Origin of the sequence: Sphingomonas zeicaulis, assembly GCF_050433225.1 — a bacterium.
Taxonomy (GTDB): domain Bacteria; phylum Pseudomonadota; class Alphaproteobacteria; order Sphingomonadales; family Sphingomonadaceae; genus Sphingomonas_D; species Sphingomonas_D zeicaulis.
On the sequence record NZ_JBNPXQ010000012.1, the window covers coordinates 14806 to 29121 of the forward strand.

The 14316-nt window shown below is 66.0% G+C and carries 10 protein-coding genes; 6 read left to right on the forward strand and 4 right to left on the reverse strand.

The window, feature by feature from the left end:
• Positions 1–81: 81 nt before the first annotated feature.
• A complete protein-coding gene (locus FHS96_RS26490; protein ID WP_429599003.1) occupies positions 82–1407 on the forward strand; it encodes an MFS transporter in 1326 nt (441 codons plus the stop codon).
• Positions 1408–1506: 99 nt separating this feature from the next.
• On the opposite strand, the gene FHS96_RS26495 is transcribed toward FHS96_RS26490, so the two are convergent.
• Together FHS96_RS26495 and FHS96_RS26500 are read right to left on the reverse strand one after the other, a co-directional pair.
• On the reverse strand, positions 1507–2232 hold the full coding sequence (locus FHS96_RS26495) for a FadR/GntR family transcriptional regulator (RefSeq protein ID WP_429599006.1): 726 nt from the start codon (positions 2230–2232) through the stop codon (positions 1507–1509).
• 199 nt (positions 2233–2431) lie between these two features.
• On the reverse strand, positions 2432–5446 hold the full coding sequence (locus FHS96_RS26500; RefSeq protein WP_429599008.1) for a TonB-dependent receptor: 3015 nt from the start codon (positions 5444–5446) through the stop codon (positions 2432–2434).
• Positions 5447–5824: 378 nt separating this feature from the next.
• On the opposite strand from FHS96_RS26500, the gene FHS96_RS26505 reads away from it, so the two are divergent.
• The 4 genes from FHS96_RS26505 (at position 5825) to FHS96_RS26520 (ending at position 9090) form a co-directional block, all read left to right on the forward strand.
• On the forward strand, positions 5825–6730 hold the full coding sequence (locus tag FHS96_RS26505; protein ID WP_429599011.1) for an ADP-ribosylglycohydrolase family protein: 906 nt from the start codon (positions 5825–5827) through the stop codon (positions 6728–6730).
• Positions 6731–6840: 110 nt separating this feature from the next.
• The gene (locus FHS96_RS26510) at positions 6841–7434 is read left to right on the forward strand and encodes a DUF4136 domain-containing protein (RefSeq protein ID WP_429599013.1); all 594 of its coding nucleotides are present in this window, start codon (positions 6841–6843) and stop codon (positions 7432–7434) included.
• Positions 7431–8567, forward strand: coding sequence for a M14 family metallopeptidase (locus tag FHS96_RS26515; protein WP_429599016.1), 1137 nt, complete (start codon positions 7431–7433; stop codon positions 8565–8567). The genes FHS96_RS26510 and FHS96_RS26515 overlap by 4 nt, the downstream gene beginning before the upstream one ends.
• Positions 8568–8592: 25 nt before the next feature.
• On the forward strand, positions 8593–9090 hold the full coding sequence (locus FHS96_RS26520; RefSeq protein WP_429599019.1) for a DUF4269 domain-containing protein: 498 nt from the start codon (positions 8593–8595) through the stop codon (positions 9088–9090).
• A gap of 41 nt (positions 9091–9131) precedes the next feature.
• Here the strand turns inward: FHS96_RS26520 and FHS96_RS26525 are convergent, their stop codons facing one another.
• Positions 9132–9854 carry a dienelactone hydrolase family protein gene (locus FHS96_RS26525; RefSeq protein ID WP_429599022.1) on the reverse strand — a complete coding sequence of 241 codons (723 nt, stop codon included), beginning with the start codon at positions 9852–9854 and terminating at the stop codon, positions 9132–9134.
• A 125-nt stretch (positions 9855–9979) separates the two neighbouring features.
• Between FHS96_RS26525 and gpmA the strand changes: the two genes are divergently transcribed.
• On the forward strand, positions 9980–10666 hold the full coding sequence (gene gpmA, locus FHS96_RS26530; protein ID WP_429599025.1) for a 2,3-diphosphoglycerate-dependent phosphoglycerate mutase: 687 nt from the start codon (positions 9980–9982) through the stop codon (positions 10664–10666).
• Between the two features lie 48 nt (positions 10667–10714).
• Here gpmA and FHS96_RS26535 read toward each other — a convergent pair whose 3' ends face one another.
• The gene (locus tag FHS96_RS26535) at positions 10715–14245 is read right to left on the reverse strand and encodes a choice-of-anchor I family protein (protein WP_429599028.1); all 3531 of its coding nucleotides are present in this window, start codon (positions 14243–14245) and stop codon (positions 10715–10717) included.
• Positions 14246–14316: the final 71 nt, after the last annotated feature.

Here is a 14316-nt window from a genome sequence, read left to right on the forward strand (position 1 = left end):
TCAAAGGGGCCCATCCGCTCGCGGGCGCACCCGCGGGCCGTCGATTCATGCACAGGGGTCGCGCCCCGGGAGCCGAAGAAAATGAATGCCCAGCCGGTAGCCGAGACCCAGCCGGAGAAGGACGCCCGCGCTCTCCACGCGGATGGCCACAAGATCGATCCCGGTGAAATCGTCATCGGCGTGATCATCGGCCGCACCTCCGAGTTCTTCGACTTCTTCGTCTATGCGATTGCCTCGGTGATCGTATTTCCGAAGCTGGTCTTCCCTTATGTCGATGCGCTGACGGGTACGCTCTATTCGTTCGCCATCTTCGCGCTCGCCTTCATCGCGCGCCCTGTCGGCACGCTGATCTTCATGACGGTCGACCGATTGTACGGCCGCGGCGCCAAGTTGACCACCGCGCTTTTCCTGCTCGGCGGCTCCACCGCGGCGATCGCCTTCCTGCCGGGCTACGAGACGATCGGCCATTATTCGGCGCTGCTGCTCGCGCTGTTCCGCATGGGCCAGGGCGTGGCGCTGGGCGGCACGTGGGACGGCCTTGCCTCTCTGCTCGCGATGAACGCGCCCGAAGACAAGCGCGGCTGGTATGCGATGATCCCGCAGCTCGGCGCGCCGCTTGGCCTCATCGTCTCCAGCCTGCTGTTCGCCTTCTTCATCACCCAGCTTCCGGCGGCCGACTTCCTCGACTGGGGCTGGCGCTATCCCTTCTTCGTGGCCTTCGCGATCAACGTCGTGGCGCTGTTCGCCCGCCTGCGCATCGTGGTGACGCCGGAATATACCGATCTGTTCGAAAGCCGCGAGCTGCAGCCGGCCCCGGTGGGCGAGACGCTACGCGCCGAGGGCCGCATCGTCGCGATCGGCGCCTTCGCGCCGCTCGCCAGCTTCGCAATGTTCCACATGGTCACTGTTTTCCCGCTTTCCTGGGTGTTCCTGTTCACCACCGAGAGCCCGACGCGCTTCCTGGTGATCGAGGCGATCGCCGCCGCGATCGGCGTGGTCGCGATCATCGTGTCCGGCCAGCTTGCCGACCGCATCGGCCGCCGTACGTTGCTGGGCGCCACCGCCGCCGCGATCGCGACCTTCAGCGGCTTCGCGCCGCAGATGCTCGACGCGGGCGAGTCGGGCGAGATCATGTTCATGCTGATGGGCTTCATCCTGCTCGGCCTGTCCTTCGGCCAGGCTTCCGGAGCGCTCTCCTCGAGCTTCTCCCCGCGCCACCGCTACACCGGCTCGGCGCTGACCTCGGACCTGGCCTGGCTGTTCGGCGCCGGCTTCGCGCCGCTGGTCGCGCTGCTGCTGTCGAGCCAGTTCGGCCTGATCTCGTCGGGCGCCTATCTGCTCTCGGGCGCCGCCGGCACCCTGCTGGCGCTGTGGCTGAACCGCGAACTCGCCAACCGGATCGAATAGGCTCCGGCACGGACGCAAAATGAAGGGCGGTCGCGATGCGGCCGCCCTTTTTTTTATCCTGTGTCCTCCCCGAGCGTCGCTCGGCGAGGACAAGATAGGCTACACCCCCGCCTTGTCCGCCGCGATCAGTTCCAGCACGTCGCCGATGATCCGCCGCATCGCCAGCCGCGCCTCCTGCGGATCGCGCGCGGCGATGGCGTCGGCGACCGCGCCATGGTCGGCGATGTTGGCGGAGCGGCCCTTCATGCGGTTGGTGAAGCGGATCGAGGTGCGCAGCGCGGTTGCGACCATCATCTGGAATTGCGCGTAGAAGGGATTCTTCGATGCGCGCAGGATCGCGATGTGGAAGGCGATGTCGGCGTCGAGCGGATCATCCTCGCCGCTTTCGGCGGCTTCCATCCGGGCAAGGCCGGCGCGGATCGCGGCCAGATCCGCCGCATCGTGAAACTGCGCCGCCAGCGCCGCCGCCTCAGGTTCGATCGCGACGCGGAGCTGGTTGAACTGACGCAGCAGATCGACCGAGAATTTGCGTTCGAGCAGCCAGTGCAGCACGTCCGGATCGAACAGGTTCCAGTTGGCGGTGGGCTGCACCACCGTGCCCTGCCGCGGCCGCGCGCTGACCAGCCCTTTGGCGGTCAGCATCTTCACCGCCTCCCGCGTGACTGATCGGCTGACGCCATGCGCCTTGGCCAGCTCCGCCTCAGTGGGAAAAGGCCGCGTTTCATAGCGCCCGGTAACGATCGCGCGGCCAAGCGTATCGAGCATCCCCAAGGTGAGGTTCCGCCCGAGTTCCGAGCGCCCGAGCGTCGGATCCATATCTGTCATATCGGTTTGCACGGCAGCGTTTTGCCGCAAGTGCCGCGCACTGTCACCTCACGCCCCCTCCGTGCCTATTGTCAGATGAATATGCTTAATAGAGTCGGTGTGACAAGGTGGCGCTTGCGTGTTCCTGTCGGATCCAGAAACAGAAAAGGGGCCGTTCGGCCCCCTTTCCTTTTATGCCTCTGGGTGCGACCCGCCGGGCTTACATCCGAACGTTCACGCCGAAGGTGAAGGTCCGGCCGATCCGCGTCTCGAACAAGGTGTCCTGACGCTGGCTGTCGATATACAGCCGGTTCTGCTCGTCGGTGAGGTTGGTGGCCTCGACGATCAGCTTGATGTTGTCGTTGATGTTGTACGACGCCGAGGCATCGACATAGATGGTCGAGGCGTTGCCCTGGATGTCGCTCCCCGGCGAGGCGGGGATGCCGCGCAGGAACTTGTCACGATAGTTCACAGTGCTGCGGATGCTGAACTTGTCATCCTCATAGTACAGCGTGCCCGAAGCGGTATACCGCGAGAGGCCGAGCAGGTCGTTATCCGCCGTCACCGTGCAGGCGCCATTGGCGCTGACCAGGCAGTAGGTGAAGTCCGACTTGATGTAGGTGAAATTGCCCAGCGCGCCAAAATTGCTGATGAAGCCGCTGCCGATGAAATCGAACGGCACCTGCGCGTTGACTTCGATGCCCTTCAGATTGCCGCCAGGCGCGTTGACCGGCTGCGAAACAGTGAAATTCTCGGTGGGCGAAGCGCCCGTGCCGTCGAGCAACGCATTCGGCAGGCCAAGCTGGTTAAACGGGATCTGGCTGGTGATGTTCTGCACCAGCGACTTCACGTCTTTGTAGAAGAAGGCCGCGGAGAGCAGGGCGCCGGGGCGGAAATACCATTCCACCGCCGCGTCGAAAGTGTCAGCCTTAATCGGCTCGAGCAGCGGGTTGTTGATATTGCCAACACGCGTAATGCCGTTGACCCCGCTGGTCGGCGCCAGCAGGCCCAGCTCCGGACGCGACAGCACCTTCGCCGCCGAGAAGCGCAGCAGCACATTGTCCATTGGCTCGATGACAAGGTTCGCCGAAGGCAGCCAGTTCTCATAGTCCCGGTTCACCGCCGCATACTGGCCGATGAGGCCGGTCGGCGAGGTGGTTCCCGTCGGCGGTGTGACCGTGATGATGCCCGAACTGAACTGTTCCGTGCGGACATAGCGGACGCCGATATCACCGCGAACACCGAAAGACAGGCGATCCTGCAGGTCGAAGGTGCCCATCACATAGGCGCTGGTCACGCTTTCGCGCACTTTGGTGTCGCCACCGCCGCACTCCACACCACAATAGCGCACGCTATCGAAGTCGAACGTCTCTTCCCACTTCTCGGGATCGATCGCCACCCAGCTCGACGGCGCGCCATTCCCCCACAACTTGTCGACGCCGGTGATATTTGTGGTGATGTCCGCCAGCGAGGTGCCGGCAGGCAGCGCACGCACCAGCGTGTCGGCGGTGTAGGCGCGCAGGAAGGTCGAGCGGAAGTCGCTCTCGCGATACTGACCGCCGAACTTCAGCTTGAACCCGTCGGTGAACTCCCAGGCGAAATTGACTTCACCGGTGAGCCCGTCCGTGGTGTTCTTCGAGGGCTTGCCCTGGAAGCTGAAACCGCCAAGCACGGTGCCGTTGGCAAGGCCCGGCGCATAGTTGAAGCTTGCAGGGTTGTTCACGTCGAAGCCGAAACCGAGCACCGGCGTGGAGTTGCCGTTGAAATCGATCGTAAAATCACGGGTGTCGATCGCGTCGATGAAGGTCTGCAGGCGCTTCTTACCGTCCCAAATCGAGCGGTTGAGGCCGAACATCGCGGTCACTTCGAACGTGTCGGTGAAGCTGCGCTTGAAGTTCAGATTGGCCTGCTTGAAGGTCGAGACGAAATTATCGACCAGCCCTTCGGACCGAACGTCGACGCCATCGAAGGTACCGGACAGCAGCGAGCCATTCTCGTCGAAGGCGATGTCACGTACCGAGGTCTGCGGCTGGCCGTTGTTTGAGGCATTCCGCGCGAAGGAGACCGCCGCGATATAGTTGTCCCGCCGGGTGACTTCGAAGCGCGAGTAGAGCAGATCGAGCGAGATGTCGGTTTGGTCGTCGGGCTGGAACTGGAAGCTCAGCGAACCGCCGATACGCTCCTGCTTCTGCTCCGAATTCAAATATCGCGGCAAGCGCGGCAGGAAGGCACCGCTCCCAGGCGTGTTGGGCAGGTCGGCGCGACGCAGATCATAGACCGACTGATACGCCGCCGGATCGCTCGTGCGCGGATTCCCCGTGGAGCAGTTCAGCGCATCCGTGCCGTCGGCGGCATTGTTGCCCGGCCCCTGGAAGGGGAAGCCGATCGGTGTACAGAACGGCAGCACGGGAGCGGGACCCGTACCATCAGGATCCTGGCCATTGGCGTTTGCCGAGAGGATATCAACTGCCGAATAGCCGACCTCGCGCAGGTGACGCTTCTGATAGGCGAGCGACCCCAGGATGCCGAACGTGCCGTCGCCGAACTTCTTGGAGACGAGCAGCGAGGCGCGCGGATCGACCTTCTTCGAGAGTTCGTTGTAGACGCCGCGCGCGGTGGCGGTGAGGACAAAATCCTCCTTCTGGTCGAGCGGCTTGGGCGCGGTCAGGTCGACCGTGGCGCCGAGCGAGCCTTCCTCGACGTCGGCAGACGGCGTCTTGCGGACGGCCAGCGCCGAGAAGATCTCGGTTGGAAAGACGTTGAAGTCGAAGCTGCGGCCATTGTTGCCGGCGCCATAGATGTCCGACGAACCGGTCTGCGCCGTGCCTTCCATGCCGTTGATGCGCACGCGGCTGAAGCCCGGCCCGAGGCCGCGCACGGAGATGTTGCGGCCTTCGCCGCCGTCACCGCGCTGGAGCGCGATACCCGGCACGCGCTGCATCGATTCGGCGAGGTTCGAATCGGGGAATTTGCCGATGTCTTCGGCGACGATGCTGTCGATTGCCGCAGTCTCGGTGCGCTTCTGGTTGAGCGCGCTGGCGAGCGAGGCGCGGAAGCCGGTGACGACGATATCCTGTTCGGGCGCTTCGGCGGGCGCTGCGGCGGCCTCTTCCGCGGGCGGCGGCGTCGCCGCGTCCTGCGCGTGGGCCGGTGCCGCAAACACCATCATCGAGGCGAACGCGAGCGACGCCAGGCTGGTACCCGCGCCATATCGAACTGAGCTAGAAAACCTCATCCCCATCCTCCCTTCTCATTGGCCCACCGTTTCCCATCATGTGGACCTTGCTGTCACATGTAGCCGAGGGCCCGGAAACACGCCAGACAATTTCCATTAGTCAGACAATAAACAGGGCCGATCGATGATGTTCCCGACCATCTGTTGCATCAGGAACACAGTCAAAATAGGCCTGACCAAACGGCCTGATTGGCCTGTCCATAGTTGAATGCCGCTACGGCATTTGTGCAGTGCACAATAGATGACCGCCCAGACTGGCGCGGGACTGGCGGCCGTCACTTTGTCTGATAATTGGACTGGACATCGCGCCGCCACCCCCGCTTGCTCCGCGACAATCGGCCCTTCAATAGAGCCGGACCCGTGCCATCGGAGACCGCAATGACGACTGACGCCCCCCTTGCCGACCGCGCGACCGGTGCCCTGATCGGCCTTGCGGTCGGCGATGCCATCGGCACGACGCTGGAATTCAGGCCTCGCGACAGCGCGCCGCCGCTGACCGACATGGTGGGCGGCGGCCCGTTCGATCTCGCACCGGGCCAGTGGACCGACGATACGTCCATGGCTCTGGCGCTGGCCGAAAGCCTCGCGCATTGCGGCGGCTTCGATGCGGCCGACCTGATGACGCGGTTCGTCGGCTGGTGGCGCGACGGCGACTACAGCGTCACCGGCACCTGTTTCGACATCGGCGTGACGACCGTCCAGGCGCTGCAGCGCTTCGTGCGCGACGGCAACCCCTATGCCGGCGCGACCGATTGGGCCGCCGCCGGCAACGGCTCGCTGATGCGACTCGCCCCCGTTGCGATCTGGGGCATCGGTGCCGGCGAAGCCGCGATGCGGAAGGCCGCGCGGAACCAGAGCGCGACGACGCATGGCACCATTGCCTGCCTCGATGCGTGCGAGGGCTTTGCGGTCGTGCTGCACGCGCTGTTCCAAGGTGCCGGCTTCGAAGACGCGCTCGCCCGCGCCGGCGACCTCGACACAACGCCGGAGGTCGGCGCGATCTTTCGCGGCTGCTGGCGCCGCAAGGGGCGGGATGACATCCGCTCATCCGGCTATGTCGTGCACAGCCTGGAAGCGGCGGTGTGGAGCGTCGCGAACAGCAGAAGCTTCGAAGAAGCCGTTCTGCGCGCCGCCAATCTCGGCGACGATGCCGACACGGTGGCCGCGATCACCGGCCAGCTTGCCGGCGCGCTCCACGGCCATGCCGCGATCCCTGTTGCCTGGCGGGACCGGATCGCATGGCGGGATCGGCTTGAGGCCGCCGCCGGGGCCTTGCTCGGCTGAGGTCGGCACACCGCGTTCGAAACATGGTGGACAGGCCCGTTGCGCAACGGAAATTGCCCGCCGGCCAGCAGTCTGCGACAAGGCGGGGCCCTGACCAGAGGAGTCGCCCAATGCTGTCACGTCCGCCGCGGTTCGCCGCCCTATTGCTGCTGCTCGGCGCGGCCGGCTGCGCGACGCCGATCGCGCCGGTAGAGGTAACCCGCTTCCATCTCGGCGCACCGGTCGTGCGTGGCTCGGTGACGGTGGAGCCGCAGCCCGGCACCGATTCGGGCAGCCTCGAATATCGCGCCTATATCGCCGGGGTGGAGCGCGAATTGTCGCGCATCGGGTATCGGATCGGGCAGGACCGTTCCGATTTCGTCGCCGTCGTCGGCTATACGCGGGGGATCCGCCCTGCCGGTGCCGGCCGGCGTTCTCCAATCAGCATCGGCGTCGGCGGCGGGACCGGCGGTGGTGGCGTCGGTCTCGGGCTGGGCGTCGGGTTCGGTATCGGCGGCGGCAAGAGCGGCGATGTCGTCACCACGCAGCTCAGCGTTCAGATCAAGCAGCGCGGCTCGGGCGAAGTGGTATGGGAAGGCCGCGCGCAGACCGAGGCGCGCGAGAACGCACCCGCCGCACAGCCGGGGCTGGCTGCCGATCGTCTGTCGGCGGCGCTGTTCAAGGACTTTCCGGGAGAGTCGGGGCGCACTATCAGCGTCAAATGACCCTCAGCACCACCCCCCTCAGCATCACGGCCGCCTTCGACGGCGGCAACATCCGGGTGATCGCGGTCGGCGAGGACTCCGCCGATCTCGAGATCGTCCACGATCACCGCTCGGACTTCTACCAGTGGTTCCACTTCCGCGTGGCGGGGGCTGCGGGGCGCGCACTGACGCTGCGCATCACCAACTGTGCGGGATCCGCCTATCCGATGGGCTGGCCCGGCTATCGCGCTCGCGTAAGCGAGGATCGCGAAAGCTGGACGATGGCGCCGACCGATTATGCCGACGGCGTGCTGACGATCCAGGTGACGCCCACCCGCGACGCCCTCTGGGTCGCTTACTTCGCGCCCTATTCGATGGAGCGCCATCATGACCTGGTCGCGCGGATCGGCGGGCTTCCCGGCGTTTCGCAGCGCGAGCTCGGCAAGACGCTCGACGGCCAGCCGCTCGACGTGATCGAGATGGGCGAAGGGCCGAAGCAGGTGTGGCTCTATGCGCGCCAGCATCCCGGCGAGACGATGGCCGAATGGTGGATGGAAGGCGCGCTGGATCTGCTGACCGATCCCGCCGATCCGGTGGCACAGACGCTGCGCAGCAAGGCGACGCTCCACATTGTGCCCAACATGAACCCGGACGGCAGCCGGCGCGGGCATCTGCGCACCAACGCCGCGGGCGTGAACCTCAACCGCGAATGGCATGAGCCGAGCGAGGAGCGCAGCCCGGAAGTGCTGCACGTGCTGCGCGCGATGGATGCGAGCGGTGTCGACTTCGCGATGGACGTGCATGGCGACGAGGCGATCCCCGCCAATTTCCTCGCCGGGTTCGAGGGCATCCCTTCCTGGACGGATGCGCAGGGCGCGCTGTTCTATCGCTACCGCGATACGCTGGCCGAGCAATCGCCCCTGTTCCAGACCGCCAAGGGCTATGGCGTTGCGCCGGCCGGCAAGGCGAATCTCGCAATGTCGACCAACCAGCTTGCCGAGCGCTTCGGTGCGGTGTCGATGACCTTGGAGATGCCGTTCAAGGATCATGACGATAGCCCCGATGCCGTCTTCGGCTGGTCACCCGAGCGCAGCAAGGCGCTCGCGCGCGACTGCCTCAAGGTGCTGGCGGAGATGATCGACGATCTCGGCTGACCGGCTGCCCTATGACGCAGCGCTGGTGGCGAGCGGGCTGCTCGACCTGCTGGCGCCGTTTGACCCACAGGTCGCGGGCACGCCGCCGTTGGGGCTCGACCTGCCCGGTAGCGACATCGACCTGCTGTGCCACGCGCCCGATGCCGAAGCGTTCGCGGCGCTGATCTGGAATGCGCTTGGCAACCGGCAGAGTTTCCGCATGCACCAATGGCTGGGCGGCGGTCGACCGGTGATCGCTGGCTTCACTGCCCATGGCTGGCCGTTCGAGATCTTCGCCGCCGCCGAGCCGGTGGTGGATCAGGCGGGCTGGCGGCACTTCCTTGTCGAGCGGCGCCTGCTCGCGCTCGGTGGCACGCGGTTGCGCGAGGCGGTGATGTCGCTCCGGCGGCAGGGGCTGAAGACCGAGCCGGCCTTTGCGCGCGCGCTGGGGATCGAAGGGAATCCGTATGAGGCGCTGCTGGGTTTGCAGACGGGCGAGGATGCGGGGTTGGTGGAAGCGCTGAGAAACGCAGGCTTCGCGTAACTTTGTCCTCCCCGAGCTCTGCTCGGGGAGGATAAACTGCTCTATGCGAACAGTTCGACCAGAAAGTCCGTCGCCGCCTTCCAGCTGCGGCGATCGGCGTCGGGCTGATAATAGACGCCACGATCGCGGGCGTTGGCATCCTTGTCGGTGAAGGCGTGCGCGGTGCGGCCATAGGCGTGGATCTGCCAGTCGGCGCCGCCCTCGGTCAGTTCGGTCGCGAGGCCGATGGTCGCGTCGGGCGGAGCGATCGGATCCTCCCAGCCATGGCAGACCAGCACCTTCGGCCTGATCGGCGTGACGCTGTCGTAGGTCGGCCGGTCGTAGACGCCGTGGAAGCTGACGACGCCGAGTACCGGCGCACCGGACCGGGCGAGATCGAGCGCGCATTTGCCGCCGAAGCAGAAACCGAACGCCGCGGTCCGCGCCGCGTCGACCTCCGGCTGTGCCGCCAGCACCGCGAGCGCGGCATGGAGCCGATCGCGCAGCAGCCCGCGATCGGCGTTGAGCTGGTTCATGAACACCGCCGGATCGGGCGACTGGCGGGTCGTGCGGTTGCCCTGCCCGAACACGTCCGCCGCCAGCGCGGCATAGCCGACCGCGGCGAGCTTTTCGGCCACCAGATTGTCCGCTTCCTTCTGGCCAAGCACATTGGGCAGGATCAGTACGCCCGGGCGCGGCGCGCCATCCGCGGTGTCGGCGGCGAAGACGCTTTCGAATGCGCCCCCCGGCCCTTCGTGCACGATCGTCCTGCGCTCTATGGTCATTTCGCGACTCCCGATGGCTTGGTCGGGGCCCCCTTTGCACGCCCCCGGCACGTCCCGCAATGTGGGGTGACGGCGGGCCCGCGCCTGATTAAGACACGCGGCGACATCAATCGCCGGAGTGCAGCATGCCGACGCTCGTCCTCATCCGTCATGGCCAATCCACCTGGAATCTCGAGAACCGCTTCACCGGATGGTGGGACGTCGACGTGACCGAAAAGGGCGTCGAGGAAGCGCGCGCCGCGGGCCAGTTGATGAAGGAGAAGGGGCTGGATTTCGACCAGTGCTTCACCTCGCTGCAGAGCCGCGCGATCAAGACGCTGAACCTCGCGCTCGAGGAATTGGGGCGCCTGTGGCTGCCGGTTGAGAAGGACTGGCGGCTGAACGAGCGCCATTATGGCGGCCTGACCGGGCTCAACAAGGCGGAGACCGCCGCCAAGCATGGCGACGATCAGGTCAAGATCTGGCGCCGCAGCTTCGACGTGCCGCCGCCGCCGATGGAGCCCGGCAGCGCGTTCGATCTCGCCGCCGACCGCCGCTATGCCGGGATTGCGGTGCCGAAAACCGAAAGCCTGAAGGACACGATCGCGCGCGTGCTGCCCTATTGGGAAGAGCGGATCGCTCCGGCCCTCAAGGCGGGCGAGCGCGTGCTGATTTCCGCGCACGGCAACTCGCTGCGCGCGCTGGTCAAGCATCTGTCGGGCATCTCGGACGACGAGATCACCGGGCTCGAAATCCCGACCGGCCAGCCGATCGTCTACAAGCTCGACGACGATCTCGCCGAGATCGAACGCTACTACCTCTCCGAGCGCTGAGCCCGGAGCCGGTGAGGCGGGGCCATCGAGCGATGGCCCCGCTCTCCCTTACAGAGCGAAGTCGGCGCTGGTCAGGCTGGAACCGCCCGCCGCCACCAGGATGGTGAAGTCGGCAACACCGTCTCCATTCACATCGCCCTGCACCTGCTGGAAGGCGCCGACCGCAGTCGCGGTCAGTTCGCCGGCGGTGCCCGTGAAGGCGCCGACCAAGGTGAAGGCGCCGCTCGCGGCGCCCGAGTCGATCGCGCTAAGATCGATCAGGTCGCCATCCGTCTGGCTGAAGTCGCGCAGGATGTCGCGCGCCGCCAGCACGCTTTCCGAAGCGGCGTTGAACACGAAGCGGTCGGCACCGGCGCCGCCATACATCGAGTCGCGGCCAGCCCCGCCGATCAGCACGTCATTGCCGTCACCGCCCAGCAGAACGTCGTCGCCCGTACCGCCGGTCAGCGTGTCATTGGCCTCGTCGCCCCGCAGCGTGTCTGCATCGGCGCCACCGTCGATGCTGTCGTCGCCAGCGCCGCCATAGACGACGTCGCTGCCCGCGCCGCCATCGATGACGTCATTGCCCTCGTCGCCGACTAGCTTGTCGGCACCATCACCGCCCAGCAGCGTGTCTGCCCCCTCGCCGCCGCGGACGAGATCGTCACCCGCGCCCCCTTCGAGACGGTCGTCGCCGAGATAGCCGTAGAGCGTGTCGTTGCCGGCGCCGCCGAGGATCGTGTTGGTGCCATTATCGCCATAGAGGCTGTCGTCGAACGCCGAACCGGTGAGGTTCTCGATCGAGATGAAGCGATCGCCCAGCGCTTCGCCGGTGAGGCCGCGGCCGGCGAGGAGCGATGCGCTGACAGCTGCCGTTGCCGTCGCATAGCCCGCGGTGTCGACGCCATCGCCGCCATCCAGACGATCGGCGCCCAGACCGCCAGTGAGCACATCGTTGCCGCCGAGACCCGAGATCGAGTCGTCGCCGCCACGGCCGAAGAAGGTGTCGGCATCGCCGGCGCCCTGGATCGTGTCCGCATTCTCGCTCTGCGTCTGGATCGAATAGAGCGTGACGGTGTTGCTGATCTCCTGTCCGCTGATCAGCAGCGCCTGGCCGGTCGGGCTGTCTTCCGCCGACACGAACACGCTCGTTTCCGGCCCCAGATCCTGCGCGGTCTGCGGCTTGTAGGTGACGAAGAAGGCGTTGGCCGGATCGGTCACATCATAGACCATGTAGCCGCCGACGCGCTCCAGCCCGATGAAGGCATAGGTGCGATCGCCGATCTTGCCGATCGTCACGCCTTCGGGCTCGGGGCCCTTGTCGTCCGAGCGGGTGTCGGCCGACGAACCTGCCGTGCTCTGGTTGGAATTGAAGATCGCGGGATAGTTCTGCGCGATGATCGATTCGAACTCACCGCCGGTTTCCCGCACCTTGGTGATGCTGCCATCGGCTTCCTGGCGGAAGATCGAGATGCCGCGGCCGCCGAGCGTGTAGATGACGTCGAAATCGCCGTCGCCATCGGTGTCGCCGACGTTGGTCAGCACATTGAGCCGGCCGAGTTCCGCATCCGCCTTCATTTCGGCGGCATTCGGGAAGAGGGTCGGGTCGAGCACATAGCTGCTGTCGCCCAGGCGCACCGAGTCAGTCACCGCGACGCGCGAGTCACCCTCGTTGGCGGTGATGAAATAGGTCGCGCCACCGACCGCGAAGCTGGCGATTGCGTCGGGCTGCAGCACACTCAGTACTTCGGCATTCTCGATGTTGATGCCGCCGTCGCGGTCGCTGGCGTCGAAGGCGTTGCCGGCGAGGCTGCGATCGACGAAGCCGAGCGGCTGGATTGCGATCGGCGCGGTCGCATTCGGGTCGGTCAGGTCGATCACCGCCACCGCATTGACCTCCTGCAGGGTCACATAGGCGCGGGTGCCGTCAGGCGAGACGGTGATATATTCCGGCTCGACATCGGCCGAGGCCGGCGTTCCCGGGAACAAGGTGAGGCCGCGATCGGCCAGCGCCGCCTCGGCACCGTCCAGCGCACCGAAGCCGATCGTGGTGGCGACCGCCGCCGCAGCCGCGCCACCCGACAGATCGATGATGCTGATGCCGCCGACCGGATTGTTGGCGACCGTCACCGCTTCACCCTCATTGGCGACAAGCAGCTTGCTGCCGTCGGGCGTGAAGGTGAGCTGGTCGGGCAGCACGCCGACGGTGATCGTCTTGATCAGGCTGTTGTCCGCGGCGTTGAACAGCGCGACATGGCCGGGCTGGCCGGGAGTGACGCTTTCATAGCCGACCGCGATGATGCCGTTCTTTGCGGCAACCGCATTGACGCCGCCGGCCTTGTAGTCGGGCAGCCCTGCGAGCGAAATCGCGGCTTCGTTGACCAAAGTGCCCTGCGCTGTGACGGTTGCGACGTTGATCGCATCGCCGTTGATGTTGGTGGCGTAGACCTTGCCGTTGACGAAGGCGGTGCTTTCGGCGCCCGGCGTCATCCCCTGGATGGAACCGAGGCGGACGAGCACGATGTCATCGGTCGCGGTCGGCGTGGTGGTGCTGCCCTGCAGCGATTCCGCCGCGTCGTAGACGTTGATGCCGCCGATCGAGAGGCCGTAATCATCGTTGAGGATCGTGCCGGTCGCCGCCGCGCCCGCTGGGGTAATCGTCACGTCGCTGCCCAGCGTGTTGGTCGCGCCGGTCAGCGTGAGCGTGAAGGCTTCGGTCGCCTCGATCTGGGTATCGCCGCTGATCGTGATGGTGACCGTCGCCGAATTGGCGCCGGCGGCGATGCTGCCGCTGAAGCCGGTCGGCATCGTGCCGCCGAAGTCGGCCGCATCGGTGGTGCCCGCCTCGAAACTGCCGGTGAAATCAATCTGGCCGCTGGAGCCGCCGGTGCGGACCACGGTGAAAGTCAGCACCTTGGTGCCGTCATTGCCCTCGGCGATGCTCACCGCGGCGGCGGCGAAGCCCACGGCTTGCGCCGGCTCGGCACCGAGGATGAAGCCGCCGAGATCGAACGGCAGATCCGGCGCGGTGCCGTCACCCGACTGGTCGCCGGAACCGTCCTGCGTCGTCCAATTGGCGACATCGTTGATCACCGCGGCATAGTCTGCATAAATCGCCTGGCCCGAGCGCGGGCCGGTGAACACGGCGATGTCCTCGCCCGGATTGGCGCCGCCATTGCTGAGATCGATCGCGGTCTCGCCGACGACGAGGCCGGTGCCCTCCAGCGTGCCGCCCGACTGGGTAAAGCCGTCATTGGCGATCGCGGCGAGGAAGGCGGTCGGCGCGAAGGGCGCGCCGACATAGGCGTAGACAATCTCGCCATCGCTGCCGAGGCCGCTGCCGCCAGTGACGGTGCCCAAATTGCTGACGGGCGTGCCGCCGAAATTGTTGATGGTGACGACAGTGCCCGGCGCGATGTCTCCGGTGGCGGTCCACGCCGCCTGCCCTTCGCCGGTATTGAACGCGGTGCCCTGCCACTCCTGATCGTTGAAATAGATCACGGTGCCCGCCGGAATCGTCTCCAGCGCGACAAAGGCGAGGTCATCATTGCCGTCGGCACTGAATCCGACGAACGCGATCGAACCGGCAACAAGCACCATAGGTCATCCCCTTGTATCACACGAGGATGACCGGCTTTTTGGCATCGCCCCCCATCCCCACCCGGTGTCGG

Bases quoted from the DNA above. Each gene is read 5' to 3' on its own strand.
- FHS96_RS26490 (WP_429599003.1), top strand. From the start codon at position 82: ATGAATGCCCAGCCGGTAGCCGAGACCCAGCCGGAGAAGGACGCCCGC.
- FHS96_RS26495 (WP_429599006.1), bottom strand. From the start codon at position 2,232: ATGACAGATATGGATCCGACGCTCGGGCGCTCGGAACTCGGGCGGAAC.
- FHS96_RS26500 (WP_429599008.1), bottom strand. From the start codon at position 5,446: ATGAGGTTTTCTAGCTCAGTTCGATATGGCGCGGGTACCAGCCTGGCG.
- FHS96_RS26505 (WP_429599011.1), top strand. From the start codon at position 5,825: ATGACGACTGACGCCCCCCTTGCCGACCGCGCGACCGGTGCCCTGATC.
- FHS96_RS26510 (WP_429599013.1), top strand. From the start codon at position 6,841: ATGCTGTCACGTCCGCCGCGGTTCGCCGCCCTATTGCTGCTGCTCGGC.
- FHS96_RS26515 (WP_429599016.1), top strand. From the start codon at position 7,431: ATGACCCTCAGCACCACCCCCCTCAGCATCACGGCCGCCTTCGACGGC.
- FHS96_RS26525 (WP_429599022.1), bottom strand. From the start codon at position 9,854: ATGACCATAGAGCGCAGGACGATCGTGCACGAAGGGCCGGGGGGCGCA.
- gpmA (WP_429599025.1), top strand. From the start codon at position 9,980: ATGCCGACGCTCGTCCTCATCCGTCATGGCCAATCCACCTGGAATCTC.
- FHS96_RS26535 (WP_429599028.1), bottom strand. From the start codon at position 14,245: ATGGTGCTTGTTGCCGGTTCGATCGCGTTCGTCGGATTCAGTGCCGAC.